General features: G+C 59.2%; 31 protein-coding genes. 15 read left to right on the top strand and 16 right to left on the bottom strand.

Translation table 11 applies throughout. From position 1 onward, the window contains the following. The first annotated feature begins 24 nt into the window (after positions 1-24). The 5 genes from GUC32_RS21675 to GUC32_RS21655 all read left to right on the top strand — a co-directional run bounded on the left by GUC32_RS21675 (position 25) and on the right by GUC32_RS21655 (position 6,273). Positions 25-1,164 (top strand): amidohydrolase/deacetylase family metallohydrolase, encoded by a 1,140-nt coding sequence (locus GUC32_RS21675; protein ID WP_369435427.1) that lies wholly within the window; start codon positions 25-27, stop codon positions 1,162-1,164. Beyond that, on the top strand, positions 1,148-2,266 hold the full coding sequence (locus tag GUC32_RS21670; protein WP_369435426.1) for a DgaE family pyridoxal phosphate-dependent ammonia lyase: 1,119 nt from the start codon (positions 1,148-1,150) through the stop codon (positions 2,264-2,266). The genes GUC32_RS21675 and GUC32_RS21670 overlap by 17 nt, the downstream gene beginning before the upstream one ends. Then, positions 2,263-3,003, top strand: a complete 741-nt coding sequence (locus GUC32_RS21665) for a KDGP aldolase family protein (protein WP_025304381.1) — start codon at positions 2,263-2,265, stop codon at positions 3,001-3,003. Before GUC32_RS21670 ends, GUC32_RS21665 begins: the two co-directional genes overlap by 4 nt. An 87-nt stretch (positions 3,004-3,090) precedes the next feature. Continuing rightward, positions 3,091-4,305, top strand: coding sequence for a lactonase family protein (locus GUC32_RS21660; protein WP_197759141.1), 1,215 nt, complete (start codon positions 3,091-3,093; stop codon positions 4,303-4,305). A 51-nt stretch (positions 4,306-4,356) separates the two neighbouring features. After that, positions 4,357-6,273, top strand: a complete 1,917-nt coding sequence (locus GUC32_RS21655; RefSeq protein WP_049208316.1) for a transcription antiterminator — start codon at positions 4,357-4,359, stop codon at positions 6,271-6,273. Between the two features lie 4 nt (positions 6,274-6,277). Here the strand turns inward: GUC32_RS21655 and GUC32_RS21650 are convergent, their stop codons facing one another. The 13 genes from GUC32_RS21650 to GUC32_RS21590 all read right to left on the bottom strand — a co-directional run bounded on the left by GUC32_RS21650 (position 6,278) and on the right by GUC32_RS21590 (position 15,337). Next, positions 6,278-6,700: a type II toxin-antitoxin system HigA family antitoxin gene (locus GUC32_RS21650; RefSeq protein WP_049208318.1), complete on the bottom strand. Its 423-nt coding sequence runs from the start codon at positions 6,698-6,700 to the stop codon at positions 6,278-6,280. After that, complete coding sequence (locus GUC32_RS21645) at positions 6,697-7,008, bottom strand: type II toxin-antitoxin system HigB family toxin (protein WP_004937033.1); 312 nt, start codon at positions 7,006-7,008, stop codon at positions 6,697-6,699. Before GUC32_RS21645 ends, GUC32_RS21650 begins: the two co-directional genes overlap by 4 nt. A 294-nt stretch (positions 7,009-7,302) precedes the next feature. Continuing rightward, a complete protein-coding gene (gene npr / locus GUC32_RS21640) occupies positions 7,303-7,575 on the bottom strand; it encodes a PTS phosphocarrier protein NPr (RefSeq protein WP_043141958.1) in 273 nt (90 codons plus the stop codon). Next, positions 7,572-8,426, bottom strand: coding sequence for an RNase adapter RapZ (rapZ, locus tag GUC32_RS21635; RefSeq protein WP_015379177.1), 855 nt, complete (start codon positions 8,424-8,426; stop codon positions 7,572-7,574). The genes npr and rapZ overlap by 4 nt, the downstream gene beginning before the upstream one ends. A gap of 129 nt (positions 8,427-8,555) precedes the next feature. Then, positions 8,556-9,017 (bottom strand): PTS IIA-like nitrogen regulatory protein PtsN, encoded by a 462-nt coding sequence (gene ptsN / locus GUC32_RS21630; RefSeq protein ID WP_016930212.1) that lies wholly within the window; start codon positions 9,015-9,017, stop codon positions 8,556-8,558. Positions 9,018-9,172: 155 nt separating this feature from the next. Continuing rightward, entirely contained in the window at positions 9,173-9,460 is a 288-nt protein-coding gene (gene hpf, locus GUC32_RS21625) for a ribosome hibernation promoting factor (protein ID WP_004937038.1), read from the bottom strand. A gap of 23 nt (positions 9,461-9,483) precedes the next feature. Then, complete coding sequence (rpoN, locus tag GUC32_RS21620; RefSeq protein WP_043141961.1) at positions 9,484-10,917, bottom strand: RNA polymerase factor sigma-54; 1,434 nt, start codon at positions 10,915-10,917, stop codon at positions 9,484-9,486. Between the two features lie 52 nt (positions 10,918-10,969). Further along, on the bottom strand, positions 10,970-11,695 hold the full coding sequence (gene lptB, locus GUC32_RS21615; RefSeq protein WP_004937040.1) for an LPS export ABC transporter ATP-binding protein: 726 nt from the start codon (positions 11,693-11,695) through the stop codon (positions 10,970-10,972). A gap of 6 nt (positions 11,696-11,701) precedes the next feature. Beyond that, positions 11,702-12,241 (bottom strand): lipopolysaccharide ABC transporter substrate-binding protein LptA, encoded by a 540-nt coding sequence (gene lptA / locus GUC32_RS21610; RefSeq protein WP_025304377.1) that lies wholly within the window; start codon positions 12,239-12,241, stop codon positions 11,702-11,704. Further along, a complete protein-coding gene (gene lptC, locus GUC32_RS21605; protein WP_004937047.1) occupies positions 12,210-12,788 on the bottom strand; it encodes an LPS export ABC transporter periplasmic protein LptC in 579 nt (192 codons plus the stop codon). Before lptC ends, lptA begins: the two co-directional genes overlap by 32 nt. Continuing rightward, positions 12,785-13,339, bottom strand: coding sequence for a 3-deoxy-manno-octulosonate-8-phosphatase KdsC (gene kdsC / locus GUC32_RS21600; protein WP_021505108.1), 555 nt, complete (start codon positions 13,337-13,339; stop codon positions 12,785-12,787). Before kdsC ends, lptC begins: the two co-directional genes overlap by 4 nt. Before the next feature lie 17 nt (positions 13,340-13,356). Further along, positions 13,357-14,343 carry an arabinose-5-phosphate isomerase KdsD gene (gene kdsD, locus GUC32_RS21595; RefSeq protein ID WP_025304376.1) on the bottom strand — a complete coding sequence of 329 codons (987 nt, stop codon included), beginning with the start codon at positions 14,341-14,343 and terminating at the stop codon, positions 13,357-13,359. A gap of 16 nt (positions 14,344-14,359) precedes the next feature. Continuing rightward, positions 14,360-15,337: a calcium/sodium antiporter gene (locus GUC32_RS21590; RefSeq protein ID WP_033644493.1), complete on the bottom strand. Its 978-nt coding sequence runs from the start codon at positions 15,335-15,337 to the stop codon at positions 14,360-14,362. A 303-nt stretch (positions 15,338-15,640) separates the two neighbouring features. Here GUC32_RS21590 and mlaF point away from each other — a divergent pair, with 303 nt between their 5' ends. From mlaF to murA, 7 genes are all read left to right on the top strand, one after another. After that, positions 15,641-16,456, top strand: a complete 816-nt coding sequence (gene mlaF / locus GUC32_RS21585) for a phospholipid ABC transporter ATP-binding protein MlaF (protein WP_043141965.1) — start codon at positions 15,641-15,643, stop codon at positions 16,454-16,456. A 4-nt stretch (positions 16,457-16,460) separates the two neighbouring features. After that, on the top strand, positions 16,461-17,243 hold the full coding sequence (gene mlaE, locus GUC32_RS21580) for a lipid asymmetry maintenance ABC transporter permease subunit MlaE (RefSeq protein ID WP_369435425.1): 783 nt from the start codon (positions 16,461-16,463) through the stop codon (positions 17,241-17,243). Positions 17,244-17,247: 4 nt separating this feature from the next. Beyond that, on the top strand, positions 17,248-17,796 hold the full coding sequence (gene mlaD / locus GUC32_RS21575; protein ID WP_004937061.1) for an outer membrane lipid asymmetry maintenance protein MlaD: 549 nt from the start codon (positions 17,248-17,250) through the stop codon (positions 17,794-17,796). 14 nt (positions 17,797-17,810) lie between these two features. Next, the gene (gene mlaC / locus GUC32_RS21570; protein WP_025304372.1) at positions 17,811-18,440 is read left to right on the top strand and encodes a phospholipid-binding protein MlaC; all 630 of its coding nucleotides are present in this window, start codon (positions 17,811-17,813) and stop codon (positions 18,438-18,440) included. Next, positions 18,440-18,742 (top strand): lipid asymmetry maintenance protein MlaB, encoded by a 303-nt coding sequence (mlaB, locus tag GUC32_RS21565; RefSeq protein ID WP_025304371.1) that lies wholly within the window; start codon positions 18,440-18,442, stop codon positions 18,740-18,742. The genes mlaC and mlaB overlap by 1 nt, the downstream gene beginning before the upstream one ends. A gap of 140 nt (positions 18,743-18,882) precedes the next feature. After that, positions 18,883-19,137 carry a BolA family iron metabolism protein IbaG gene (ibaG, locus tag GUC32_RS21560; RefSeq protein ID WP_025304370.1) on the top strand — a complete coding sequence of 85 codons (255 nt, stop codon included), beginning with the start codon at positions 18,883-18,885 and terminating at the stop codon, positions 19,135-19,137. A 55-nt stretch (positions 19,138-19,192) separates the two neighbouring features. Beyond that, complete coding sequence (gene murA / locus GUC32_RS21555; RefSeq protein ID WP_004937068.1) at positions 19,193-20,452, top strand: UDP-N-acetylglucosamine 1-carboxyvinyltransferase; 1,260 nt, start codon at positions 19,193-19,195, stop codon at positions 20,450-20,452. Between the two features lie 71 nt (positions 20,453-20,523). On the opposite strand, the gene degS is transcribed toward murA, so the two are convergent. The 3 genes from degS to zapG form a co-directional block, all read right to left on the bottom strand. Beyond that, positions 20,524-21,582: an outer membrane-stress sensor serine endopeptidase DegS gene (gene degS, locus GUC32_RS21550; protein WP_025304369.1), complete on the bottom strand. Its 1,059-nt coding sequence runs from the start codon at positions 21,580-21,582 to the stop codon at positions 20,524-20,526. Positions 21,583-21,670: 88 nt separating this feature from the next. Next, positions 21,671-23,041 (bottom strand): serine endoprotease DegQ, encoded by a 1,371-nt coding sequence (degQ, locus tag GUC32_RS21545; protein ID WP_025304368.1) that lies wholly within the window; start codon positions 23,039-23,041, stop codon positions 21,671-21,673. A gap of 174 nt (positions 23,042-23,215) precedes the next feature. Beyond that, the gene (zapG, locus tag GUC32_RS21540) at positions 23,216-23,617 is read right to left on the bottom strand and encodes a Z-ring associated protein ZapG (protein WP_004937074.1); all 402 of its coding nucleotides are present in this window, start codon (positions 23,615-23,617) and stop codon (positions 23,216-23,218) included. A gap of 231 nt (positions 23,618-23,848) precedes the next feature. Here zapG and zapE point away from each other — a divergent pair, with 231 nt between their 5' ends. The 3 genes from zapE to rpsI all read left to right on the top strand — a co-directional run bounded on the left by zapE (position 23,849) and on the right by rpsI (position 26,088). Continuing rightward, a complete protein-coding gene (zapE, locus tag GUC32_RS21535; protein WP_047729785.1) occupies positions 23,849-24,976 on the top strand; it encodes a cell division protein ZapE in 1,128 nt (375 codons plus the stop codon). A 275-nt stretch (positions 24,977-25,251) separates the two neighbouring features. Further along, on the top strand, positions 25,252-25,680 hold the full coding sequence (gene rplM / locus GUC32_RS21530; protein ID WP_004937079.1) for a 50S ribosomal protein L13: 429 nt from the start codon (positions 25,252-25,254) through the stop codon (positions 25,678-25,680). Between the two features lie 15 nt (positions 25,681-25,695). Beyond that, a complete protein-coding gene (gene rpsI / locus GUC32_RS21525; RefSeq protein WP_004937080.1) occupies positions 25,696-26,088 on the top strand; it encodes a 30S ribosomal protein S9 in 393 nt (130 codons plus the stop codon). The last annotated feature ends 269 nt before the right edge of the window (positions 26,089-26,357 follow it).

Below are 26,357 nucleotides of genomic sequence, written 5' to 3'. Positions count from 1 at the left end.
CCGGGCTAACAGGAGCAATGCGGTATGTATGACTTAGTAATCAGAGGCGCCAGACTGGCGGACGATACGCTGATCGATCTGGCGGTGAAAGACGGCAAAATAGCCTCGGTGGGGCGGTTGGCGGCGGACGTCAGCGCCGTTCGCCAACTGGATCTGGCGGGCAACTGCCGCCTGAGCGCCGGTTGGATCGATGCGCACGTGCACTGCTATCCCGACTCGCCGATTTACCATGACGAGCCGGATCGGGTCGGCGTCGCCAGCGGCGTCACCAGCGTGGTCGATGCCGGCAGCACCGGCGCCGACGATATCGACGCCTTTTATCAGCTGACGCGCAGCGCCAAAACCAACGTTTTCGCCTTCCTCAACATCTCGCGCATCGGCCTGCTGCGGCAGAACGAGCTGGCGGAGTTGACGGACATCGATAAGCGCGAGGCCGGCCAGGCCATCGCCAACCATCCCGGCTTTATTATCGGCATCAAGGCGCGCATGAGCAGCAGCGTGGTGGGCAAGAACGGCACCCGGCCGCTGGTGTTGGCCAAAGAGATCCAGCAGGAAAATCGCCAACTGCCGCTGATGGTGCATATCGGCAACAACCCGCCGAATCTGGACGAGATCGCCGATCTGCTGACCCGTGGCGACATCATCACCCACTGCTACAACGGTAAACCGAACCGCATTCTGACGCCGGCGGGCACGCTGCGCGAGTCTATCCAGCGCGCGCTGCGGCGTGGCGTGTTGCTCGACGTGGGGCACGGCACCGCCAGCTTCAGCTTCGAGGTGGCGCGCCAGGCGATCACGCTGGGTATTTTGCCGCACACCATCAGCTCCGATATTTACTGCCGCAACCGCATGAACGGGCCGGTGCATAGCCTGGCGACGGTGATGTCCAAATTCTTCAGCGTCGGCCTGACGCTGCCGCAGGTGATCGCCTGCGTGACGGAGAACGCCGCGTCGGCGCTGCAGCTGAGCGGCAAAGGGCGGCTGGAGCCGGGCTATGACGCCGATTTCACGCTGTTTGAGCTGCGCCGCGAACCGCAGGTCTTCGCTGACGCCGAAGGGCAAACCTCCGAGGGCGAACGGCTGCTGGTGCCGCTGGCTGCGGTGGTGGCCGGGGAAATCCTATTAACCGAACAAGGGGAGGCAAGCCATGTCTTCGATTTATGAAAAATACGGTTTGAAGCAGGTGATCAACACCTCCGGCCGCATGACCATTCTCGGCGTTTCTACGCCGCGCCAGGACGTGATCGACGCCGTTGATTACGGCCTGAACCACTATTTCGAAATCAAGGATCTGGTCAACAAGACCGGCGCCTACATCGCCGATCTGCTCAACGTGGAAGATGCGGTGATCGTCTCCTGCGCCTCGGCGGGCATCGCTCAGTCGGTGGCGGCGGTGATCGTTAAAGATAACGCCAATCTGCTGGTGAACCTGCACTCGATGCCGGTGACCGTGCCGCGCGAGATCGTGCTGCCGCGCGGCCACAACGTCAACTTCGGCGCGCCGGTGGACACCATGGTGGCGCTGGGCGGCGGCAAGGTGGTGGAGGCGGGGTACGCCAACGAATGTTCGCCGGAGCAGATTGAAGCCTGCATCACGCCGCAGACTGCGGCGATCCTGTACGTCAAATCGCACCACTGCGTGCAGAAAAGCATTTTGTCCGTCGAACAGGCGGCGGTGGTGGCACGCAAGCATAATCTGCCGCTGATCGTCGACGCCGCGGCGGAAGAAGATCTGATGTGTTACTACCAGATGGGGGCCGATCTGGTGATCTACAGCGGCGCCAAAGCCATCGAGGGGCCGACCAGCGGTCTGGTTGTCGGCAAGAAACAGTACGTCGAGTGGGTGAAGTTGCAATCCGGCGGCATAGGCCGGGCGATGAAGGTCGGTAAAGAGGGCATCCTCGGCCTGACGCAGGCGATTGAAAGCTATCTGACGCTTGAGAAAACCACCGGGCAACAGATGGTGGAGCGGATGACGCCATTCCTCAACAGCCTCAACACCCTGCCCGGCGTCAGCGCCAAGACCGTCTGGGACAGCGCCGGCCGCGATATCGCCCGCGCCGAGATCGCCTTTGACGAAGCGGTGTTGGGACGGTCGACCTATGACATCGTCCAGGCGCTGAAAACCGGCGACATCGCCATCTACTTCCGCGGCTATAAGGCCAACGAGGGTAAGATTGAGGTCGACGTGCGCAGCGTCGACGAGCAACAGCTGATGACCGTCTTTAGCTGTATCAAAAACCTGTTTACGGAGAAACAAGCATGAAGCTGCAGCCTAACTACTATCGCGACCGCGTCTGCCTGAACGTGCTGGCCGGCTCCAAAGCCAACGCGCAGGATATCTACGCCGCGGCGGAAGGCCATGTGCTGGTGGGCGTGCTCTCCAAGAACTACCCGGACGTCGACAGCGCGGTGACCGACATGCTGCGCTATGCTCGCCTGATCGAAAACGCGCTGTCGGTCGGCCTGGGCGCTGGCGATCCGAAGCAGTCGGCGATGGTCAGCCTGATCGCTCAGCAGGTGCAGCCGCAGCACGTTAACCAGGTGTTTACCGGCGTCGGCGCTAGCCGCGCGCTGCTGGGCCAGAACGACAGCGTGGTCAACGGCCTGGTGTCGCCGACCGGCCGCGTCGGTTGGGTGAAGATCTCTACCGGCCCATTGAGCGCCGCGGCGCCGGACGGCATCGTGCCGGTGGAAACCGCCATCGCCTTGCTGAAGGACATGGGCGGCAGCTCCATCAAGTATTTCCCGATGGGCGGCCTGAAGTGCAAGGACGAATACCAGTACGTCGCCAAGGCCTGCGCCGAGCATGACTTTATGCTGGAGCCGACCGGCGGCATCGATCTGGAGAACTTTGAGCCGATCGTCGAGATCGCGCTGGCGGCCGGCGTGAAACGCGTGATCCCGCATATCTACAGCTCGATCATCGACGCCGCCAGCGGCGACACGCGTCCGCAGGACGTGAAAACCCTGCTGGCGATGACCAAAAAGCTGGTGGGCTGAACGCACAATGGGATGAGGTAAACGCTGGGAGGCGAAGGTTTTCCCGTGACGCGGCATGCCGCGCCGTTACCTATACAGAGGACTACTATGCGAAACTGGCAGGCTCCAACCCGACGCACCGCGTTGTTCCTGGCGCTGCTGGCCGTGACCGGCCCGGCGCTGCATGCTGAGGATGCAATGAACTCCACGTCATCTCATTTTGCCTATATCGGCACCTACAATCCCAACGGCGAAGGCGTTTACCGAGTGCGGGTCGATCCGGCCAGCGGCGCGCTGAGCCAGGTTACGCTGGTCAGCAACGTGCCGAATCCGGCGCAGCTGACGTTGGGCGCTGATGGCAAGACGCTGTATGTCGCCAGCGAAGTGGCCGATTTCAACGGCGGTAAGCACGGCGGCATCACCGCCTACCGGATCAATCCGGCCGACGGCGGCCTGACGCAGCTCAACCAGGTGGATTCGCAGGGGGCAGGGCCGGTGTATCTTACCTCGACGCCGGACGGCCGCCATCTGCTGGTGGCGAACTACGTCAGCGGCAGCGTGGCGGCTTTCCCGATCGAAGCGGACGGCCGCCTGGGCACCGCCAGCTCGGTGCAGCAACAACAGGGCCCGGCGGGTGCTGCCAAACCGGCGGCGGCGGTGAACGGCAGCTTCGCCATCAGCGATCACAACGGCCCGCATGCCCATATGATCGCCAGCGATCCAAGCGGCAAGTTTGTGTTCTCTACCGATCTGGGATTGGATCGCATCTACCAATGGCGCTTTGACGCCGCGAGCGGCCGGCTGACGCCGAACGATCCACCGTGGATCGCTGCCTCGTCCGCCGGCGCCGGCCCGCGTCACTTTGTGTTTCATCCGGATGGCGACACCGTGCTGCTGGTGAACGAAGAGGCTTCGACGTTGACCAGCTACCGTTTTGATCGCCAAAAAGGTACTCTGAAACAACTGCATGCAGTTTCCGCGCTGCCCGCCGACTATCAGGGTACCAGCTTCGCTTCGGGGCTGGCGCTCAGCAAGAACGGCGACACGTTGTACGTCGCCAACCGGCTGCATAACAGCATTGCCCAGTTCAGCGTGGGCGCCGGCGGCGAGTTGAAACCGGTGGCGGAAACCTGGACCCGCGGCGATTACCCGCGTTCGCTGGCGCTGAGCTTGGATGGCCGCTATCTGTATGCGTTGAACCAGCGCAGCGATAACGTCACTCGCTTCAGCGTCAACCCGACGGACGGCAAGCTCAGCTTTGTGGGCGGCTATCTGCCGATCGGCAGCCCCTCGCAAATGGCGTTTCTGCCGCCGGCGAAGTAACCCGTGGCCCGCCCGGTTCGCCGGGTGGGCCGCCTGATTGACGGATACAGAATGGTGCGATTTCCTTACCCGCGTTTGGCTTACTTGTTCGATGCTTTGCAAACCGAGACTTTGCCGCAGGATGAGCTGGCGAAGCGTTTCGCCGTGTCCACCCGCACGGTGCGGGCGGATATCACCGCGCTGAACGAGATCCTGGACAAGTACGGCGCGCGTTTCGTGCATAGCCGTGGGGCCGGCTATCGCCTGCAGGTCGATAACGCCGCGCTGTTCAGCGCCCTGCAGCATCAGGAGCGCCGCAAGCATGCTACCCCGCGCAGCGCGCAAGAGCGGGTGCATTATCTGCTGGTGCGTTTTTTGACCTCAGCCTTCTCCCTTAAACTGGAAGATCTGGCCGACGAATGGTTCGTCAGCCGCGGTACGTTGCAAAACGACATGGCTGAGGTGAGGGAACGTCTGGCGCACTATCAATTGACGATCGAAACCAAACCGCGCTACGGCATGAAGCTGTTCGGCGCCGAGATGGCGATCCGCGCCTGCCTCACCGATCTGCTGTTCCAGCTGCAGCTGGCCGATGCCGAGAACCCGCTGCTCAACAACGAGATCCTGCTGCAGCCGCAGGTAGCGGCGTTCGCCGGATTGCTGCATCCGCTGTTGTCGCAATATGCCATTCGCCTGACCGATGAGGGCGAACAGTACCTGATTTTCTACTGCGCGGTGGCGCTGCGGCGCATCAACGACGGCTATCCGCTGCCGGACTTCGAGGTGGAGGACGGCGACGACGCGGTGCGCCAGGTGTCGACCCGCCTGGCGGCGGAGCTGCGTGCGGCCTCCGGCAAAGAGATCTCGATGGCCGAAGAGGCCTATCTGCGGGTCAACATCGCCGCGCGCCGCGTGCAGGACGTGCAACCGACCGAGATCAATGCCGACGATGAAGAAGCGTTGGTGGACTACATCCTGTCCTACATCAACGCACACTATAACTACAACCTGCAGGGCGACGAGCAGCTGCGGGCCGACCTGCTCACCCATATCAAGACCATGATTACGCGGGTGAAATACCAGATCAATATCCCCAATCCGCTGTTGGCCAATATCAAGCAGCACTATCCGATGGCTTACGACGTGACGCTGGCGGCGGTCTCCAGCTGGGGCAAATACACCCCCTATACCCTGAGTGAGAACGAGATAGGCTATCTGGTGTTACATATTGGCGTGGGGCTGGAGCGGCATTACAACATCGGTTATGAACGCCACCCGCAGGTGATGCTGGTGTGCGATACCGGCAACTCAACGGTGCGGATGATCCAGGCGCAGATTGCGCGCAAGTACCCGCAGCTGGTGATGACGCGCATCGTCTCGCTGCGCGATTACGAGATGCTTGCGCACATCGACGAAGACTTCGTGATTTCCAACGCCCGCATCGGCGAAAAGAACAAGCCGGTGGTGGTAATGTCGCCGTTCCCGACCGATTATCAGCTGGAGCAACTGGGCAAGCTGGTGCTGGTGGATCGCACCAAACCGTACATGCTGGAGAAGTTTTTCGACGCCGAGCATTTCATGGTGCTCAACGAGCCGCTGACGCAGGCGGAGCTGTTCAGCCGGGTGTGCGGCCAGCTGGAGCAGGAAGGGTACGTCGGCGCGGACTTTTATCCGTCGCTGGTCGAACGTGAGGCGATCGTCTCCACGCTGCTGGGTGAAGGCATCGCGCTGCCGCACTCGCTGGGGCTGCTGGCGAAAAAGACCGTGGTAGTGACGCTGCTGGCGCCGCAGGGGGTCGCCTGGGGGGAAGGTGAGATCGCGCACGTGATTTTCCTGCTGGCGATCAGCAAGAGCGACTATGAAGAGGCGATGGCGATCTACGAGCTGTTCGTCACCTTCGTGCGTGAACGCTCAATGAGCCGCCTGCTGGGCAGCGACAGCTTCGACAGCTTCAAAGCGGTGGCGCTGGACTGCCTGAGCCGGAGTTGAGGGGCTAATCCGCTTCCGGCAGGAACAGGGCCGGGGGCAGATTGAAACGCTTGGCCAGCGCCATAATGTGCGGAATGGTCAGCGATCTTTTGCCGTTCAGGATTTGGTTAACCAACGACTTTTTACCGATCTCATGTTCAAAATCACTTTGGCTGAGTTGGTGCTGTTCCATCAATACGCGAAGCGCGGCCACCCCCTGCGGGAGTTGGGCGATACGCTGGTTGAATGCAGTAAATTCGGCACTGTTGTCTTCATATTCGGCGATTTTTTTTGCCAACATGTCAATCAGCGGATGGTGTTCATCGTTTTCCAGCAGATATTCCACCAATTCGAGCGCTTCTCGGTAGTCTTGCTGAGCGTGGCTGCCCTGCAATAAGGGTACGGCGCGCAGTAGCGCATCGGCCGCCTTAATGGCATCTGTAATCATGACGAACTCCTTCGATAGTGCTGCATCAGCTTGTCGTATTCGGCGTGGCTAACGATATGCTTTATGAAGACTTTCTGTGTCTCGAAGCTGGCAAAGAACAAGATCCGTAGGTGGTTGCCGCCGACGTCAATGACCCACCATTTCTCTTTGTATTTCATACGATCGAGCGAAGGAAAAAGCGCTTTTAACTCGTCCGGCGTGCGGAACTCGCCCCGTCGCAACGCTTTATAAATGGCCTCGAGAGCAGTGGCTTCATTGGGATATTGCTTCGTTGCGTTATTGAACGGTTCCCTGGAAATGATATGCATCGTTCCTTCGATTCCTACCCGGTGAACATTATAGCGACTGTCGGTGAAGTTCACAAATTGTAAACTTTTCGTTGTCCCGCCAGCAAAGCGTGGGGAAACTCCCGCCAGTTGTCTGTTTTTGCGTTACACACTATTGCGATTACCGCGGTGGGGGTAAATCCATGACGTGAATTTACAGGCGGTTACGGCTGATTCTGGAAGCGGATTCGCAAAGTGAGAAACGGGAGGGCTACGTTATGGGTGGGGCGGAGGCAACACATGCGCCGAGGCGACGCATGGGGAGAGTCTCAGCGACTAATCTTCATCAAACCCGGAGTTGAACAGCTCGACCACCGCCGTCAGCGCGTTGACTTCGTCGGGGCCGGTCGCTTCGACTTCGATATGCCGGCCCTGGGCGGAGTCCAGCATCAGCAGCGCGATGACGCTGCTGGCTTCAGCCTCGGTGCCGCTTTCGTTGCGCAGCATCACTTCGGCGTCGAAGCTTTGCACCAACTCGAACAGTTTCATCGCCGGGCGTGCGTGCATGCCCAGCTTGTTTTTGATTTCAACCGTCTGTTTGACCGTCATTGTTTACGCTTTTCCAGCGTGCGGTGGCGCGACTGCACGTTCTTGCCGCGCGAGCGGAAGTAATCGGCCAGCTGTTCCGCCACGTACACCGAGCGGTGTTTACCGCCGGTACAGCCGATGGCGACCGTCAGGTAGCTGCGGTTGTTGGTTTCCAGCATCGGCAGCCATTGTTCCAGGTAGCTGCGGGTCTGGTAGATGAAGTTGTGCACTTCGGTATGGCGATCGAGGAACGACGCCACCGGCTTGTCCAGACCGGTCATCGGCCGCAGCTTCGGATCCCAGTGCGGGTTCGGCAGGAAGCGCACGTCGAACACGTAGTCGGCGTCGATCGGAATACCGTGCTTGAAGCCGAAGGATTCGAACACCATCGTCAGTTCGCGCTCGCGCTTGCCGAGCAGGCGGGTGCGCAGCATTTCGGCCAGTTCGTGCACCGACATTTCCGAGGTGTCGATAATCAGGTCGGCCCGGGAGCGCAGCGGTTCGAGGAGATCGCTCTCTTCGTCAATGGCGCTTTCTAGCGACAGGTTTTTGCTGGAGAGCGGGTGCAGGCGGCGGGTGTCGCTGTAACGGCGGATCAGCGTGTTGCGATCGGCGTCGAGGAACAGCAGCTGCGGCGAGAAGCTGTCCGGCAGTTGAGTCATCGCGTATTCGAACACTTCCGGCGATTCCGGCATGTTGCGCACGTCGATGCTGACCGCCGCGGAGATATTGCGTTCCGCCAGCGTATTGGCGAGCTGCGGCAGCAGAACCACCGGCAGGTTGTCAACGCAGTAAAAACCCATGTCTTCCAGCGCCCGCAAGGCGACGGATTTTCCGGAACCGGAACGGCCGCTGACAATCATCAGCACCATGTGGCAACTCCCCTGGCATCGCGGCGGCGTTCATCGCCACCGGTGTAAACTTTGTTATTCCGGCCGAGGCCGGATCCATCATCGTGAAACAGTAACGTTATCCGGGCTGGAAGTCACGCCGACCGGGTATCACTCGGTGATGATTTGGTAAAGTTCTTCGTCGCTTTGCGCGGCGCGCAGGCGGCGGCATACGGTTTTGTCGGCCAGGCGTTTGGCGACCAGCGACAGGGTATGCAAATGGGTTTTGCACTGATCGGCAGGCACCAGCAGCGCGAACAGCAGGTCGACCGGCTGGTTGTCGATAGCGTCGAAAGCGATGGGTTGGTCGAGACGGATAAACACGCCAACGGCCCGCAGTGTGTCCTCTTCCAGTTTGCCGTGGGGAATGGCGATACCGTTGCCGATACCGGTGCTGCCCATGCGTTCCCGGGTGAGAACCGCGTCAAACACCACCTGCGAAGGCAGATTGAGCTGTTTGGCGGCCAGTTCGCTGATAATTTCCAAAGCCCGCTTCTTGCTGGTGCAGTGTACCGAGCTTTTGGTGCACTCGATGTTTAACACCGAGCTTAATTGCATATATTCGTTGTTCATCTCATCTTCACTTAAAACCGCGCCGCCGGGCGCACCCGGCAAGGCGGTTTTTCGTCGGTTTTAACCCTGATTACCGTTCGGCGCGTCACCCATGCGGGTCACGCGCCGAAGGGCGAGGCTGCGACGGAGGCAACCTCACGGAATGGGTTAGGGTGTCAGTGTTGCTTCAATTTGTCTTTATGTTTGTTCAATTGACGTGCCAATTTATCGATCAGCGTATCAATTGCGGCATACATATTCTCGTCTTCCGAGGTGGCGTGCAACTCGCCTCCATTCACGTGCACCGTTGCTTCCGCAATTTGCTGCACTTTTTCCACACTTAATACAACATACACCTGATTGATGCGATCAAAATACTGTTCGAGTTTGGCGAACTTGTTGTTCACGAACTCGCGCAACGGATCGGTGATTTCGATGTGGTGTCCGGTAATGTTGAGCTGCATAGTGTCTTCCTTCTCAATAGAGGTCAAACCAACTGTTTACGCTGGTTCGACGGCGGGATGGACAAAGACTCTCGGTACTTGGCGACGGTGCGCCGGGCCACGATGATCCCCTGATCGGCGAGCAGGGTGGCCAGCTTGCTGTCGCTGAGTGGTTTGGCGGGGTTTTCCGCCGCAATCAATTTCTTCACCAACGCGCGGATCGCCGTCGAGGAGGCTTCACCGCCGCTGTCGGTATTCACGTGGCTGGAGAAGAAATATTTCAATTCGAAAATGCCGCGCGGGCTGTGCAGAAACTTCTGCGTGGTAACGCGCGAGATCGTCGATTCATGCATCTCCACAGCCTGGGCGATATCCGCCAGCACCATGGGTTTCATAAACTCTTCGCCTTGCTCGAAGAACGCCTGCTGCTGGCTGACGATGCAGCGGGTGACCTTCAGCAGCGTTTCGTTGCGGCTCTCCAGGCTTTTAATCAACCACTTGGCTTCCTGCAGGTTGCTGCGGATAAACTGGCCGTCGGCTTCGCTGCGGGCGCTGTTGCCCAGCGCGGCGTACTGCTGATTGATCTTCAAACGCGGCACGCTGTCGCCGTTGAGCTCGACCGTCCATTTGTTCTGCGTCTTGCGCACCAGCACGTCCGGGATCACGTATTCCGATTCGCCGGTATTGATCGACTGCCCCGGGCGCGGGTCGAGCGACTGAATCAGCAGCATCGCTTCTTTCAGTGTATCTTCTTTTAGCCGGGTTGATCGCATCAGGCTGCGAAAGTCGTGGTTGGCCAACAGATCCAGATGCTCGCTGATGATCAGCCGCGCTTCGGCCAGATAAGGCGTATCTTTGGCGTATTGGGAGAGCTGCACCAGCAGGCAATCGCGCAGATCGCGCGCGGCGACGCCGATCGGATCAAAACGCTGCACGCGCTTCAGCACCGCCTCGACTTCCTCGAGGGTCACGTTCTCGTCGCCCAGGCTTTCCAGAATGTCTTCCAGCGGGACGGTGAGATAGCCGGTGTCATCCACCGCGTCGACGATGGAAGTGGCGATGGCGGCGTCGGTATCGGAGAACGGCGTCAGATCCACCTGCCACATCAGATAATCCTGCAGCGTTTGGGTGGTTTCGCCCTGATAGACCGGCAGCTCGTCGTCGCTGTAGTCGGTGCCGGTGCCGGACGGTGTGCCGGCGGTGTAGATCTCATCCCAGGTGGCGTCCAGCGGCAGCTCTTCCGGCATGTCTTTCTGTTCCAGCGCCTCGCGGGTATCGAGCCCCTCGGTCTCCTGGGTTTCTTTGGCGTCGATTTCGTCGTGCAGATCGGTCTGTTCAAGCAGCGGATTGCTCTCCAGCGCCAGCTGGATCTCTTGCTGAAGCTCAAGCGTGGACAACTGCAGCAGGCGGATCGCCTGCTGGAGCTGAGGTGTCATGGCCAGCTGTTGGCTGAGCCTGAGTTGCAAACCTTGCTTCATAGTTTTCTGTCTACTTCCGTTAACGGTGTCGCCCCACAGGGCGCGCCGGCGCTTAGAGGCGGAACTCTTCGCCCAGATAAACGCGTTTAACCTGCTCGTCGGCCAGAATAGCATCCGGCGTGCCGTGGGCAATCAGTTTGCCCTGGCTGACGATGTAGGCGCGTTCACACACGTCCAGCGTCTCGCGCACGTTGTGGTCGGTGATCAGCACGCCCAGGCCGCTGTCACGCAGGTGCTCGATGATTTTCTTGATATCGATAACGGAAATCGGATCCACCCCGGCAAAGGGTTCGTCCAGCAGAATGAATTTCGGGTTGGCCGCCAGCGCGCGGGCGATTTCGACGCGGCGGCGTTCGCCGCCGGACAGCGCCTGGCCGAGGCTGTCGCGCAGATGGGAGATATGGAACTCTTCCATCAGCTCTTTGGCGCGGTCTTCGCGCTGTTCGCTGGTGAGATCGGGACGGATCTCCAGCACCGCCATCAGGTTGTCGTACACGCTCAGGCGGCGGAAGATCGACGCTTCCTGCGGCAGATAGCCGATGCCGCGGCGCGCGCGGGCGTGCAGCGGCAGCAGGCTGATGTCTTCTTCGTCGATCACGATGCGCCCGGCGTCGCGCGGCACGATGCCGACCACCATGTAGAAGGTGGTGGTTTTACCGGCGCCGTTCGGCCCGAGCAGGCCGACGATCTCGCCGGATTTCACTTTCAGGCTGACGTCTTCGACAACTTTACGGCCCTTGTAGGCTTTCGCCAGGTTTTCTGCGATGAGTGTTGCCATAAGTGATTAGTTACTCTTTTTTTGCCCGTTTTTGTCTTGCAACTGCGACGGTACCAGAACCGTTGTCACGCGTTTGCCCTTGTCGCTAAACGCCTGCATTTGCTGCTGTTGCACCAGATAGGTGATGCGATCGCCTTTCACGTTGCTGTCGAGCTGCTCCAGATAGGCGTTGCCCGTCAGGGTCACCAGCTGGGTCGCCACGTCGTAGCGCACTTTTTGCGCGTGGCCTTTGACCGGCTTGCCGCTGTCCTGCATCTGGTAGAAGGTTACCGGGTTGCCGAACGCTTCAATATAGGTCTTATTCTGATCTCCGCCCGGGCGGGTGACGACCACCTTGTCGGCGCGAATATCGATGGTGCCCTGTTTGATCACCACGTTGTCAGTGAAGGTGCTGACGTTGCTTTGCATGTCCAACGACTGCTTGAGCGAGTCGATGCTGACCGGCTGGCTGGAGTCGGATTTCAGCGCCAGAGCGGGGGCGCTGGCGGCCAAAACTAAGCTGCCGAGCAACAGGTTACGGAGTTGGTTTTTGGTTCTGAATTTCATAGTTGGTCTTAACCTTATCAATCAGCTCAGCGGTTTTGGTCCGCAGGTTCCCACGCATTTTCATGCCGTTAGAGGTAAAATTGGTCCCGTAAAGCGTGACTTCGTCATCGGAGGTGACGTCCTGGGTGACCAGGTTTACCTGAGCGTTGTCCGTCTTAATTTTTTCCAGCTGCGAGGTGGTGGTCAGGCTGTTAACCTCGACGTGACCATACAGATACAGCATCCGGTCTTTAGTCAGTTTGGCGCGATCGGCGCGAACTGACCAGGTGGCCACCGCATTCTCATCGAACAGCGTCATCACCGGCTGGGTGAACCAGCTCAGCTCGCCGGCGGTGTAATACTTCGCGTCTTCCGCCACCAGTTTATAATTCAGCTTGCCGGCTGGGTTGTACACCACGGTGACCGTGTGCTGGCTCTGGTAAGTCGGATCCTGATCGTTGACCGGGCCCGGGGCCGTGTCGTCGCTGAAGTCCGTCATGTTCCAGCCGATCAGCGCCAGAACGATCACCGTCAACAGGATGGTGATCCACAGTTTGGTTTTACTCATATCGACAGCCCTTTGGCGTCCTCCAGCTTATTTTGAGCCAAAAGAATGATGTCGCACAGTTCGCGTACCGCACCGCGGCCGCCGGCAATGCGGGTGACGTAGTGGGCGCGCGGCGTCAGCAGCGGGTGGGCGTCCGCCACCGCGACCGCCAGGCCGACCTGCGCCATCACCGGCCAGTCGATCAGGTCATCGCCGATATAGGCGACCTGATCCGCCGTTAACGACAGTTTATCCAACAGTTCACGGAAGGCCAAAAGCTTATCGGATTGCCCCTGATACAGATGGGTGATACCGAGCGTTTGCGCACGGTCTTCCAGCAGCTTGGCGGAGCGTCCGGTAATGATCGCCACCTCGATGTCCGAGGTTTTCAAGCAGCGGATGCCGTAGCCGTCGCGCACGTTGAACGCCTTCAGTTCTTCACCGTTGTTGCCCATGAAGATCAGGCCGTCCGACAGCACGCCGTCAACGTCGCAAATCAACAGGCGGATGTTACCGGCACGCGCCATAACCTCTTGTTCTACCGGCCCGTAGCAGGTTTCTACCATACCCATTCCGTTCTATTCCTTAATTAAACGACGCCGGCGCGCAGCATGTCATGCATATGTACCACACCCAGCAGTTGGTCGCCATCGGCAACCAGCAGCGCGGTGATGTGGCGTTGTTGCATCAGGTTCAATGCATCGACCGCCAGGATGTTGGGGCGCACCCGCACGCCGCCCGGCGTCATGACATCGGCGATCTTCGCCTCGTGCAGGTTGATGCCCATGTCGAACACCCGGCGCAGGTCGCCGTCGGTGAAGATGCCGGCGATTTTCATCAGATCGTCGCAGACAACCGTCAGGCCCAGATTTTTGCGGGTGATTTCCAGCAGCGCGTCGCGCAATGAAGCGTCGGCGCTGACGTGGGGCATTTCGTCGCCGCTGTGCATGATATCGCTAACCCGCAGCAGCAGTTTGCGGCCGAGTGCGCCGCCCGGATGCGACAGCGCGAAATCTTCCGGCGTGAAACCGCGGGCCTTCAGCAGCGCGACGGCCAGCGCATCGCCCATCACCAGCGTGGCGGTGGTGCTGGTGGTCGGCGCCAGCCCCAGCGGGCAGGCCTCCTGCGGCACCTTGATGCACAGGTGGATATCCGCCGCCTTGCCCATCGAGCTTTCCGGATTGTTGGTCATACAGATGAGGGTGATCTGTTGGCGTTTCAACACCGGGATCAGCGCCAGGATCTCGCTGGACTCGCCGGAGTTGGAGATGGCGAGCACGATGTCCTGCGGGGTGACCATGCCCAAATCGCCATGGCTGGCTTCCGCCGGGTGAACGAAGAATGAGGGGGTGCCGGTGCTGGCGAAGGTCGCGGCGATCTTGCAGCCGATATGGCCGGATTTGCCCATGCCCATCACCACCACTTTGCCGCCGCAGGCGGCGATCGTTTCGCAGGCGCGAGTGAAGTCTGCGTTGATGTAGCTGTCGAGCTGAGCCAGCCCTTCACGCTCTATCTGAAGCACTTCTTTGCCGGCCTGTTGAAAATCGAAGCCCGGTTGCAACTCAATGTTCGACATACTCATTCCCGTCGGTTTAGCCGAAAGTACTGAAAGGGTTAAAGAACAGCACCGCAAGATACGCAATAAAGCCGCATAATAACAGCGCGCCCGCCAGGTGGCCGATGCGATGTTTGCGGCCGATGCACAGCACGCTCAGCAGCACGCTGGCCGCCAGCATCACCCAGTAATCGCGCTGGAAGGCGGCGGCATCCACGCTGCCCGGCGACAGCAGGGCGGGTACGCCCAGCACGATCACCGTGTTGAAAATATTGGAGCCGATGATATTCCCAATCGCCATATCATCCTCGCCCTTCAGCGCCCCGGCGATGGAGGTGGCCAGTTCGGGCAGGCTGGTGCCGATGGCGATAATGGTCAAACCAACCACCAGTTCGCTTAGGCCGAAATAGTGTGCAATCACCGTCGCATTATCGACCACCATTCTGGAAGAGAGCGGCAGAATGATAAACGCCAGCACCAGCCACAGCACCGCCACGGTATTGCTGCTGTCCTGCGGCAGTTCGGCGATCTGCTCCATAGTCAGGCTGTCGCTTCCCTCGCGCTGCGCCAGCCGCGCGATTTTCAGCATCAACAAGATGAAGCCGGCGGCGGCGGTCAGCAGCAGCACGCCGTCCAGCCTGCTCAGGGTACCGTCCATCAACACGAAACCGCACAATACTGTGACCGCTAACATCAGCGGCAGTTCGCGCCGCAGTATCTCGGAGCGCGCGGCCAGCGGGTGAATCAGCGCCGCCACCCCCAGGATCAATAAGATGTTGGTGATGTTGGACCCTAATACGTTGCCAACGGCCATATCTATCTGTCCGTTCAACGCGGCGGTGGTGGACACGATCAGCTCCGGCAGCGACGTGCCGATGCCGACGATAGTCATGCCGATGATCAACGGCGGTACGCCGAGCGAGCGGGAAATCACGGCAGCACCATAAACTAAGCGGTCTGCACCATACACCAGTAGAAATAAACCAACGATTAATAATGCTATCGCGAGAAACATGCAGGGTCCTTTGTCGGGTATTATCCCGGTTCGTTGGTTAAAGCCGTCAATGCGGCGGTATTGCTTGCCCTCCGTTGCGCGCGTTTGAGCCGCAGCAACGGTTTTTCCCGGCTAATTGTTGAACAGTTTCGTTTTTTTTCGTTATGGCGCCAATTTTGACCGGGTGGCGCGGAAAAGTAAAACCAATGGCACCATTGGTTGCGAAATGGCAGTAAGTTTTTGTAAAGATGAGACGGATTGCGCCCATTGCTTTAACATCACGGGTAGATTCAGCAAAAGATGAGTCGTAAAGGGTCCATTAACATGCTCCAAAAGGCAGATAATTTGGTCGAAGTGCGCGACATGAGCTTCTCGCGCGGCGACCGACGGATATTTGAAGACATCAACCTGACGGTGCCTCGCGGTAAGGTCACGGCGATCATGGGGCCATCGGGCATCGGCAAAACCACGCTGCTGCGCCTGATAGGCGGCCAGCTGGCGCCGGACAGCGGGGAGATTTGGTTCGACGGCGACAACATTCCCGCGTTGTCCCGCCGTCAGTTATACGACGCGCGCAAAAAGATGAGCATGCTGTTCCAGTCGGGCGCGCTGTTTACCGATTTGACCGTATTCGAAAACGTGGCTTACCCGCTGCGCGAGCACAGTAACCTGCCGGAGCCTTTGTTGCGCAGCACGGTGCTGATGAAGCTGGAGGCCGTGGGGCTGCGCGGCGCGGCTCAGCTGATGCCCAATGAGCTTTCCGGCGGTATGGCGCGCCGGGCGGCGTTGGCGCGAGCGATCGCGCTGGACCCGGAAATGATCATGTTCGACGAACCTTTCGTTGGCCAGGATCCGATCACCATGGGGGTGCTGGTCAAGCTGATCGACGAGCTGAACCATGCGCTGGGCATTACCTGCATCGTGGTGTCGCACGACGTACCGGAGGTGCTGAGCATCGCTGACTACGCTTACATCGTGGCCGATCACCGGGTGATCGCTGAAGGCACCACGCAGCAATTGCAGAACAATCCTGATGCGCGCGTGCGCCAGTTCCTGGATGGTATAGCGGATGGGCCGGTGCCGTTCCGCTATCCGGCCGGGGATTATCAGGCCGAACTGCTAGGCTTAGGGAGTAAATAAGCTCATGTTATTAAGAGCGTTAGCGTCGTTGGGGCGCAGTGGCATCAACACCAGCGCCAGCTTCGGCCGCGCCGGGTTGATGCTGTTCAACGCGTTGATTGGCCGGCCGGAACCCGGCAAGCAGTGGCCGCTGTTGTTGAAACAGCTCTACAGCGTCGGCGTGCAGTCGCTGCTGATCATCATGGTTTCCGGGCTGTTTATCGGCATGGTGCTGGGCCTGCAGGGCTATATCGTGCTCACCACCTACAGCGCCGAGGCCAGCCTCGGCATGATGGTGGCGCTGTCGCTGCTGCGCGAACTGGGGCCGGTGGTCACGGCGCTGCTGTTCGCCGGCCGCGCCGGTTCCGCGCTCACGGCGGAAATCGGCCTGATGAAGGCGACGGAGCAGATCTCCAGCCTGGAAATGATGGCGGTCGATCCGCTGCGGCGCATCGTGGCGCCGCGCTTCTGGGCGGGGCTGATCAGCATGCCGCTGTTGACCCTCATTTTCGTGGCGATCGGCATTTGGGGCGGCTCGGTGGTCGGCGTGGACTGGAAAGGCATCGACAGCGGCTTCTTCTGGTCGGCGATGCAGGGCGCCGTAGAGTGGAAAAAAGATCTGCTCAACTGCCTGATCAAGAGTGTGGTATTCGCCATTACCGTAACCTGGATTGCCATTTTCAACGGGTACGACGCCGTGCCTACCTCTGAAGGGATTAGCCGGGCGACGACGCGTACCGTGGTGCATTCGTCACTGGCGGTGTTGGGATTGGATTTCGTGCTGACAGCACTGATGTTTGGGAATTGATTCGATGCAAACGAAGAAGAGTGAAATCTGGGTTGGGGCATTTATGCTGATCGCGCTGTGCGCCATCGTGTTTATCTGCCTGCAGGTGGCGAACCTTAAATCGATCGGCAGCGAGCCGACCTACCGCATTTACGCAACGTTCGACAACATCGGCGGCCTGAAACCGCGTTCGCCGGTGAAGATTGGCGGCGTGGTGATCGGCCGCGTGGCTGACATCGAACTCGATTCGAAAACCTACACGCCGCGCGTGGCGCTGGATATCCAGAAAAAGTACGACCAAATCCCAGATACCAGCTCGCTGGCGATCCGCACCTCCGGCCTGCTGGGCGAGCAATACCTGGCGCTTAACGTGGGCTTTGAAGATCCTGATATGGGCACCACCATCCTGAAAGACGGGGGTACCATTCAGGACACCAAATCAGCCATGGTTCTGGAAGACCTGATCGGCCAGTTCCTGTATAAAAGCGGCGGTCAGGACAGCGCCAAATCGGGAGACGCGGCCGCTGAGCCGGCTGCCGGCGCCGCACCGCAACCCGCTGTTCCAAATCATTAAGAGAGGATACCTGCATGTTTAAACGTTTACTGATGGTGGCTCTGCTGGTGGTTGCACCGCTGGCGAGCGCAGCCGACCAAACCAATCCTTACAGCATGATGCAAGACGCGGCGCAGAAGACTTTCAGCCGTTTGAAGAACGAACAGCCGAAGATCAAGCAGGACCCGAACTACCTGCGTGCCATCGTGCATCAGGAACTGATGCCGTTCGTGCAGGTGAAATACGCCGGCGCGCTGGTGCTGGGGCGTTACTACAAAGAGGCAACGCCTGCGCAGCGCGAAGCTTACTTCACCGCCTTCCAGGCTTACCTGGAGCAGGCTTACGGCCAGGCGCTGGCGATGTATCACGGCCAGACTTACCAGATCGCGCCTGAACAACCGCTGGGCAATGCCGACATCGTGGCTATTCGCGTCACCATCATCGACAACGGCGGCCGTCCGCCGGTGCGTCTGGATTTCCAATGGCGCAAGAACAGCAAAACCGGCTACTGGCAGGCGTATGACATGATCGCCGAAGGCGTCAGCATGATCACCACCAAGCAGAACGAGTGGGCGTCTACGCTGCGTACTCAGGGCATCGACGGCCTGACCAAACAGCTGCAGGCCGCCGCCGCGCAGCCTATCACGCTGGACAAGAAAAACTGATGTCGGCAGCGCTCAGCTTCGAATCAGAGCAGCAGACGCTGATCCTGCGCGGTGAACTGGATCGGGAAACGCTGCAGCCGCTGTGGCGGCAGCGCGACGCGCTGATGGCGGATAAAACCGCGATCGACGTGGCGCAACTGCAGCGCGTGGACTCCGCCGGGCTGGCGCTGTTGCTGCATCTGCAGGAAGAGCAGCGCCAACGCGGCGTAGCGCTGAAAATTTTCGGCGCCACCGAGCGCCTGAAAACGCTGATCGCGCTCTACAACCTGCAGGCGATAATGCCTGTCGATACCGTCGGTTAGCGGCGTTTTACGCCGCCATTGCGTGGTAAAACGATACAAAGCCCCTGTTATGCAGGGGCTTTTTCTTTAGTTTAAGAAAACATCGTATTCCACTAAGATACTAGGCTGTTTATGATCCTTTAGCGGCAGAACTGGATACTATGGAAACCAACGAGATTAAAGACGTGCTGATGCAGGCATTGGCACTGGATGAAGCACATGTGACGGGCGACGGCAGCCATTTTCAAGCGATCGTGGTCGGTGAACTGTTCGCCGGCATGAGCCGCGTCAAAAAACAGCAGACGGTTTACGCACCGCTGATGGAATACATTGCTGACAACCGCATTCATGCCTTGTCTATCAAGGCGTACACCCCTGAAGAGTGGCAGCGAGACCGCAAACTCAACGGATTTTAAGGCTGTTTGCCCTGCTGGGCGGGCAGCTTCAGATTAGATAACAGAGAGTAGTCAGATGGATAAATTTCGTGTGCAGGGTCGGACCCGCCTGAGCGGTGAAGTGTCTATTTCCGGGGCCAAAAACGCCGCCCTGCCGATCCTGTTCGCCGCCCTGTTGGCGGAAGAGCCGGTCGAGCTGCAGAATGTCCCGAAGCTGAAGGACATCGACACCACCATTAAACTACTCAACCAGTTGGGTACCAAGATTGAGCGTAACGGTTCGGTCTTCGTGGACGCCAGCGGTGTGAACGAGTTCTGCGCCCCTTACGATCTGGTGAAAACCATGCGCGCTTCCATCTGGGCGCTGGGGCCGCTGGTGGCGCGCTTCGGCCGCGGTCAGGTTTCCCTGCCGGGGGGCTGCGCGATCGGCGCGCGTCCGGTCGATCTGCACATCACCGGCCTGGAGCAACTGGGTGCCGAGATCAAGCTGGAAGAAGGCTACGTTAAGGCGTCCGTCGAGGGCCGTCTGAAGGGCGCGCACATCGTCATGGATAAGGTGAGCGTGGGCGCGACCGTAACCATCATGAGCGCCGCGACTCTGGCGACCGGCACCACCGTTATCGAGAACGCCGCACGTGAGCCGGAAATTGTCGATACCGCCAACTTCCTCAATACGCTGGGCGCGAAGATCAGCGGCGCCGGTAGCGACAAGATCACCATCGAAGGCGTCGAGCGTCTGGGCGGCGGCGTGTATCGCGTGCTGCCTGACCGCATCGAGACCGGGACCTTCCTGATCGCCGCCGCGGTTTCCGGTGGCAAAGTGATGTGCCGCAACACCCGCCCGGATACGCTGGATGCGGTGCTGGCCAAGCTGCGCGAAGCCGGTGCCGATATCGAAGTGGGTGAAGACTGGATCAGCCTGGACATGCACGGTAAACGCCCGAAAGCGGTCACCGTGCGCACCGCGCCGCACCCGGGCTTCCCGACCGACATGCAGGCCCAGTTCAGCCTGTTGAACCTGGTGGCGGAAGGCACCGGCGTTATCACCGAGACCATCTTCGAAAACCGCTTCATGCACGTGCCGGAATTGATCCGCATGGGCGCACACGCGGAAATCGAGAGCAATACCGTGATCTGCCATGGCGTTGAGCAGCTGTCCGGTGCTCAGGTGATGGCGACCGATCTGCGCGCTTCCGCTAGCCTGGTGATCGCCGGCTGTATCGCCGACGGCGTGACCGTCGTCGATCGCATCTATCACATCGATCGCGGCTATGAGCGTATTGAAGACAAGCTGCGCGCGCTGGGTGCGAACATCGAGCGTGTGAAAGGCGAGTAAGGCATTAGCGCCGGCGCGGCTGCGTCGGCAGGATGAAAATCAAAGGGCCGGCTATCAATGCCGGCCCTTTTTTAATTGCTGTCTTCCGGGAATTCACCCACCGTCATTTTCAGCGTAATGCGTTTGCCGTCGCGCAGCACGATGACCGGTATCTCGGTGCCCGGTCTGATCTCCGCTACCTGATCCATGGTTTCCAGCACGGACACCGCCGGTTTGTTATCCACGTTGATGATGATGTCGTTGATCTGGAAACCGGCGCTGCTCGCCGGGCCGTTCGGCGTAATTTCGGTCACGATGATGCCCTGCAGGCGATCGATGCCGGAATTGGAGGAGCGCAGCGGAATGATCTCTTTGCCCTGAATGCCGAAATAGCCACGGATCACGCGGCCGTCGCGGATCAGCTTGTCCATGATTTTGGTGGCCAGCTCGATCGGAATGGCAAAACCGAGACCCTCCGGCGTTTCGCCGTCGGTGATTTTGTCATAGGTCAGGGTATTGATGCCGATCAGCTCACCCAGCGAGTTGACCAGCGCGCCGCCGGAGTTGCCGCGGTTGATTGAGGCGTCGGTCTGCAGGAACGTCTGGCGGCCGGTGGTGCTCATACTGATGCGCCCGGTAGCGCTGAGAATGCCCTGAGTCACGGTTTGCCCCAGGTTATACGGGTTGCCGATTGCCAGCACCACGTCGCCGACGTGGGCAACGCGATTTTTATTGGTCGGGATCACCGGTAAATTGCCGGGATCGATCTTCAGCACCGCCAAATCGGTCAGGCCGTCGGAGCCGACCAACAGTGCTTCGTAGCGGCGGCCATCCTGCAACACCACGGTGATCTGCTGAGCGTCTTTGATCACGTGGCGGTTGGTGATGATATAGCCGCGTTCGTTCATGATCACGCCGGAACCGAGCGACAGCACATTGGCGGCGCCGTTCAGGTTGCGGTTGTAGATGTTCACCACGGCGGGGGCGGCGCGGCGCACCGCCTTGTTGTAGCTCACCGGCGTTTCGTCGCTGGTATTCTCGGTTTTCTCTGCAAACAGGCCGTTGGAAGAGCGCAGCATGGGCAGAGCGACCAACAGCAGGCCGGCAACGATGAGACCGATAACGACAGAACGCAAGAGCTTAGCAAACATGGAGTTTTCGTGGTGTGGTGAACGATGTTCGGAGGATAGCATGAGTTAACCGGGCGCAGTATGTCACCGAGCCCGGTTTTTGCACAAATTAACGCAGTAGCAGATAAATGGTTTCGTTACCGCGCACGATATTGAGCGCCATCACCGGTGGCTTGGCCTCCAGCACTTTGCGCAGCGTAGTGATGTTGTCCACGCGCTGACGGTTGACGCCGATGATCACGTCGCCTTTCTGCAGGCCGATCTGCGCCGCCGTTGACCCTTTATCCACGTTCTCCACCTTCACACCCTTGTCACCGCTCGGCAACGCGCCGTTACTGAGGGAGACGCCCTGCAGCGCCGGCGACAGCGTTTCGGCATTGGTCGAGGCGCTCTCGCTGTTGTCCAGCGTGACCGAGACTTCCTGCGGTTTGCCATCGCGCAGCAGGCCCACCTTGAGGGTTTTGCCCGGCGCGGTGGTGCCCACCTTGGCGCGCAGTTCGGCGAAGCTGCTCACCGGTTTACCGTCGACGGAGACCAGGATATCCCCAGCCTTGATGCCCGCCTTGGCGGCGGCGGATTTCGGCAGCACTTCGCTGACGAAGGCGCCGCGCTGCGCGTCGGTGTTAAAGGCTTTGGCCATATCCGGGGTCATTTCGCTGCCCTTGATGCCCAGCAGGCCGCGTTTCACTTCGCCGAATTCAATCAGCTGCTGGCTCAGGTTCTGCGCCATATTGCTCGGAATGGCGAAGCCGATGCCGACGTTGCCGCCGCTCGGCGCCAAAATGGCGGTATTGATGCCGATCAGCTCGCCATTCAGATTAACCAGCGCGCCGCCGGAGTTACCGCGGTTGATGGAGGCGTCGGTCTGAATGAAGTTTTCCAGCCCTTCCAGATTCAGGCCGGAACGCCCCAGCGCCGAGATAATGCCGGAGGTGGCGGTTTGGCCCAGGCCGAACGGGTTGCCGACCGCGACGGCAAAGTCGCCGACGCGCAGCTGATCGGAGTCGGCCATCTTGATGGCGGTCAGATTCTTGGTGTCACTGAGCTGCAGCAGGGCGATGTCGGATTGCTCATCTCGGCCAACCAGCTTGGCGTCCAGCTCGCGCCCGTCGTTCAACTGCACGCGAATTTTATCGGCGTTGTTGATGACGTGGTTGTTGGTCAGCACGTAGCCTTTGGCGGCGTCGATGATCACGCCGGAACCCAGCCCCTCAAACGGGCGGGAGCTCTGCTGTTGGCCGGGGAAGTTAGGGCCGAAGAAGCGTCTGAACTCTTCCGGCAGCTGTTGACGCTGCACCTGAGTGCCGGCGACATGCACGCTCACTACGGCCGGCAAGACTTTTTCCAGCATCGGCGCCAGGCTCGGCAGCGGCTGCCCCTGAACGGCGACGGGCAGGGCCGCGTTGGCCACCGGTACGGAGCTGAGCGTCAGGCCGAGGCTCATTGCCAATGCACTAAGAATTAACGACTTTTTCTTCATTGATTATAACTCTCTCAATACCTGCCGATGAAAATTTGATGATAAGGCAATCACCTTGTCATAGTGAAGGGTAAGACCGTGAATTTGCGTGCAAAGTTCAGTAAAGGTAATGCGAGGGAAGGTCAAGACGGTAAACGCGAGGAAGCCCGCGGGTGGCCCCGCGGGCGAAGGGGATCAGTCGCGGCGCGCGCTTTGCCCGCGCAGCAGGCCGGAGGCACCTTCCGAATAGTCGCGCGGCATTTCCACCGGCGCTTGATCGTTGTCTGCTTCCGCTTCGGTCAGGCGATAGCGGAACGGATTTTCCTGCATCGGCAGATCCGGCAGCAGGTTGTTCGAGCTTTTCGCCATGTGCTGGTACAGCTGACGATAATCGCGCGCCATGTTGTCCAGCAGCTCGGCGCTGCGGGCAAAGTGGCCGACCAGCTCCTGACGGTACTCTTCCAGCTCGGTTTTGCTCTTGTCCAGCTCGTTCTGCAGGACTTGTTGTTGACGTAATTTACGGTTGCCAAAACGCATCGCCACCGCACCAATCACGATACCGACGACCAAACCAATCAGCGCATACTCCCAGGTCATGATGACTCCTATTTTGACTTCGTTGTTCCGCAGGGATTTTTCACTTAATAATATCCACTATAACCGTTAACCTTGTCCGAGTGGAATCCTGATGCGCTTCCACCTAATTTTTACAGGGTTTTCAGCGGTGCCCGCAGCGGGCATTTGTGGCGATAACGGTGCGAATCGGCATCAACTTGCCGCCAACGTTGGCTAAATAATTTCTAAGCGTTCTTAGGGAACATCGAACAGATGCAGGCACTATCACCGTTATCTCGCTACCAGCAGGCGCTGGATGCGGGTGAATATCAGGCCGATGAGGTTCAACGCCGGGCCGTGACTCAACTGGATCGCATTTATCAGGCTCTGCTGCAAAAGCCGGCGGCGAGCGCGCCTGCCGGCGGGCTGCGCGGCAAGCTCAGCCGCTTGCTGGGCAAGGGCGGCGACACGGCGCCACAGCGCCCGGTGCAGGGGCTGTATATGTGGGGCGGCGTCGGGCGCGGCAAAACCTGGTTGATGGATATGTTCTTCCACAGTTTGCCGGGCGATCGCAAAATGCGTCTGCACTTTCACCGCTTCATGCTGCGGGTGCATGAAGAGCTGACCGAGTTGCAGGGGCGGGAAAACCCGCTGGAAATCGTCGCCGACGGCTTTAAGGCCGAGACCGACGTGCTGTGCTTCGACGAATTCTTCGTGTCCGACATCACCGACGCCATGCTGCTGGCCACGCTGCTGCAGGCGCTGTTCGCGCGCGGCATCACGCTGGTGGCCACGTCGAACATCCCGCCGGACGATCTGTACCGCAACGGTCTGCAGCGGGCGCGTTTCCTACCGGCCATCGATCTGATCAACGAGTACTGCGACGTGATGAACGTCGACGCCGGCATCGACTATCGTCTGCGTACCCTGACCCAGGCGCACCTCTACCTGACGCCGCTGAGCGACCAGACGCGCGAGACGCTGGATCGGATGTTCGTCAAGCTGGCGGGCAAGGCGGGGGAGGACGCGCCGGTGCTGCAGATCAACCATCGGCCGCTGCAGGCGATCCGTTCGGTGGACGGCGTGCTGGCGGTGGATTTCCACACGTTGTGCGAAGAGGCGCGCAGCCAACTAGACTACATCGCGCTGTCGCGGCTGTATCACAGCGTGATCCTGTATAATGTGCAGGTGATGGGGCCGCTGAAAGAGAATACCGCGCGCCGTTTCCTGGCGTTGGTGGACGAATTCTACGAACGGCACATCAAGCTGGTGATCGGCGCCGAAGCGTCGATGTTCGAGATCTATCAGGGGGTGCAGCTGAAATTTGAATTCCAGCGCTGCCTGTCGCGCCTGCAGGAAATGCAGAGCGAAGAGTACCTCAAACTGCCGCATCTGCCCTGAGTCTGCCGGGCTTGCCGCCGCCATATCGCCGGTTGTCCGCCGCCGGCGATAAATTTATTTTCCATTCAAAAACCGTTCGATCTTTGTGAGCGACTTCTCTATAATCTTGCGACCCCACGTTACAACAAAGTTTTTTTTCCCAAAAACTTTATAGTGCCGGCAATGGCTATTCGAAGGGGTAGGTTTGCTGGACTTGTATGGTCGTGTGAGCCTCAACTGTTTTCGAGCGTTTGGGTGTTCACCAACGTGTAACTAATTATTGGGTAAGCTTTCTAATGAAAACTTTTACAGCTAAACCAGAAACCGTAAAACGCGACTGGTACGTTGTTGATGCAGATGGTAAAACTTTAGGCCGTCTCGCTACTGAACTGGCTCGTCGCCTGCGCGGCAAGCATAAAGCGGAATACACCCCGCACGTGGATACCGGTGATTACATCATCGTTCTGAACGCTGACAAAGTTGCTGTAACCGGCAACAAGCGTACAGACAAAGTGTACTACCACCACACCGGCCACATCGGTGGTATCAAGCAAGCGACCTTTGAAGAGATGATTGCCCGCCGTCCTGAGCGCGTGATTGAAATCGCGGTTAAAGGCATGCTGCCAAAGGGCCCGCTGGGTCGTGCTATGTTCCGTAAACTGAAAGTTTACGCGGGCACCGAGCACAATCACGCGGCACAGCAACCGCAAGTTCTGGACATTTAATCGGGATTAATGGCAATGGCTGAAAATCAATACTACGGCACTGGTCGCCGCAAAAGCTCCGCCGCTCGCGTCTTCATCAAGCCGGGCAACGGTAACATCGTTATCAACCAGCGCAGCCTGGAACAGTACTTCGGTCGCGAAACTGCCCGCATGGTAGTTCGTCAGCCGCTGGAACTGGTCGACATGGTTGGCAAACTGGATCTGTACATCACCGTTAAAGGTGGTGGTATCTCCGGTCAAGCTGGCGCTATCCGTCACGGTATCACCCGTGCACTGATGGAGTACGATGAGACTCTGCGTTCTGAACTGCGTAAAGCTGGCTTCGTCACCCGTGACGCTCGTCAGGTTGAACGTAAGAAAGTCGGTCTGCGTAAAGCACGTCGTCGTCCGCAGTTCTCCAAGCGTTAATTTTCGCTGCTTCGGCAGTGCGATTTACGCAAAAAACCCGGTGCTTCACCGGGTTTTTTTATGCCTGAAATCCGCCGTCCCCGACTAAAATCTGTGGCATATCAGACAATTCAACATGAATTCGCCGCACTGCCCCCACAAAACAAGCAAAATCTGGTAAACTATCACCCACTTTTGCGCCTGTTCGCCGTGCAGTTGACCTCCTGGGCCGGTTTTTTATGGGTTCGGGTCGCGCTGCGTGCTGCCGGCCTGCGGCAAGATTATTCAGG

The organism is Serratia sp. NGAS9, assembly GCF_009905295.1.
In the GTDB taxonomy this organism is placed as follows: domain Bacteria; phylum Pseudomonadota; class Gammaproteobacteria; order Enterobacterales; family Enterobacteriaceae; genus Serratia; species Serratia bockelmannii.
This window is presented reverse-complemented; position numbering and strand designations above follow the sequence as displayed.

Bases quoted from the DNA above. Each gene is read 5' to 3' on its own strand.
- npr (WP_043141958.1), bottom strand. From the start codon at position 7,575: ATGACGGTCAAACAGACGGTTGAAATCAAAAACAAGCTGGGCATGCAC.
- mlaC (WP_025304372.1), top strand. From the start codon at position 17,811: ATGTTTAAACGTTTACTGATGGTGGCTCTGCTGGTGGTTGCACCGCTG.
- GUC32_RS21655 (WP_049208316.1), top strand. From the start codon at position 4,357: ATGGTGCGATTTCCTTACCCGCGTTTGGCTTACTTGTTCGATGCTTTG.
- zapE (WP_047729785.1), top strand. From the start codon at position 23,849: ATGCAGGCACTATCACCGTTATCTCGCTACCAGCAGGCGCTGGATGCG.
- rpoN (WP_043141961.1), bottom strand. From the start codon at position 10,917: ATGAAGCAAGGTTTGCAACTCAGGCTCAGCCAACAGCTGGCCATGACA.
- murA (WP_004937068.1), top strand. From the start codon at position 19,193: ATGGATAAATTTCGTGTGCAGGGTCGGACCCGCCTGAGCGGTGAAGTG.
- mlaB (WP_025304371.1), top strand. From the start codon at position 18,440: ATGTCGGCAGCGCTCAGCTTCGAATCAGAGCAGCAGACGCTGATCCTG.
- GUC32_RS21670 (WP_369435426.1), top strand. From the start codon at position 1,148: ATGTCTTCGATTTATGAAAAATACGGTTTGAAGCAGGTGATCAACACC.
- kdsC (WP_021505108.1), bottom strand. From the start codon at position 13,339: ATGGGTATGGTAGAAACCTGCTACGGGCCGGTAGAACAAGAGGTTATG.
- rplM (WP_004937079.1), top strand. From the start codon at position 25,252: ATGAAAACTTTTACAGCTAAACCAGAAACCGTAAAACGCGACTGGTAC.
- lptA (WP_025304377.1), bottom strand. From the start codon at position 12,241: ATGAAATTCAGAACCAAAAACCAACTCCGTAACCTGTTGCTCGGCAGC.
- GUC32_RS21650 (WP_049208318.1), bottom strand. From the start codon at position 6,700: ATGATTACAGATGCCATTAAGGCGGCCGATGCGCTACTGCGCGCCGTA.
- hpf (WP_004937038.1), bottom strand. From the start codon at position 9,460: ATGCAGCTCAACATTACCGGACACCACATCGAAATCACCGATCCGTTG.
- GUC32_RS21660 (WP_197759141.1), top strand. From the start codon at position 3,091: ATGCGAAACTGGCAGGCTCCAACCCGACGCACCGCGTTGTTCCTGGCG.
- GUC32_RS21590 (WP_033644493.1), bottom strand. From the start codon at position 15,337: ATGTTTCTCGCGATAGCATTATTAATCGTTGGTTTATTTCTACTGGTG.
- mlaD (WP_004937061.1), top strand. From the start codon at position 17,248: ATGCAAACGAAGAAGAGTGAAATCTGGGTTGGGGCATTTATGCTGATC.
- GUC32_RS21675 (WP_369435427.1), top strand. From the start codon at position 25: ATGTATGACTTAGTAATCAGAGGCGCCAGACTGGCGGACGATACGCTG.
- rapZ (WP_015379177.1), bottom strand. From the start codon at position 8,426: ATGGTGCTGATGATTGTCAGCGGCCGTTCCGGTTCCGGAAAATCCGTC.
- mlaE (WP_369435425.1), top strand. From the start codon at position 16,461: ATGTTATTAAGAGCGTTAGCGTCGTTGGGGCGCAGTGGCATCAACACC.
- ibaG (WP_025304370.1), top strand. From the start codon at position 18,883: ATGGAAACCAACGAGATTAAAGACGTGCTGATGCAGGCATTGGCACTG.
- GUC32_RS21665 (WP_025304381.1), top strand. From the start codon at position 2,263: ATGAAGCTGCAGCCTAACTACTATCGCGACCGCGTCTGCCTGAACGTG.
- degQ (WP_025304368.1), bottom strand. From the start codon at position 23,041: ATGAAGAAAAAGTCGTTAATTCTTAGTGCATTGGCAATGAGCCTCGGC.
- degS (WP_025304369.1), bottom strand. From the start codon at position 21,582: ATGTTTGCTAAGCTCTTGCGTTCTGTCGTTATCGGTCTCATCGTTGCC.
- zapG (WP_004937074.1), bottom strand. From the start codon at position 23,617: ATGACCTGGGAGTATGCGCTGATTGGTTTGGTCGTCGGTATCGTGATT.
- ptsN (WP_016930212.1), bottom strand. From the start codon at position 9,017: ATGAACAACGAATATATGCAATTAAGCTCGGTGTTAAACATCGAGTGC.
- rpsI (WP_004937080.1), top strand. From the start codon at position 25,696: ATGGCTGAAAATCAATACTACGGCACTGGTCGCCGCAAAAGCTCCGCC.
- lptB (WP_004937040.1), bottom strand. From the start codon at position 11,695: ATGGCAACACTCATCGCAGAAAACCTGGCGAAAGCCTACAAGGGCCGT.
- kdsD (WP_025304376.1), bottom strand. From the start codon at position 14,343: ATGTCGAACATTGAGTTGCAACCGGGCTTCGATTTTCAACAGGCCGGC.
- lptC (WP_004937047.1), bottom strand. From the start codon at position 12,788: ATGAGTAAAACCAAACTGTGGATCACCATCCTGTTGACGGTGATCGTT.
- mlaF (WP_043141965.1), top strand. From the start codon at position 15,641: ATGCTCCAAAAGGCAGATAATTTGGTCGAAGTGCGCGACATGAGCTTC.
- GUC32_RS21645 (WP_004937033.1), bottom strand. From the start codon at position 7,008: ATGCATATCATTTCCAGGGAACCGTTCAATAACGCAACGAAGCAATAT.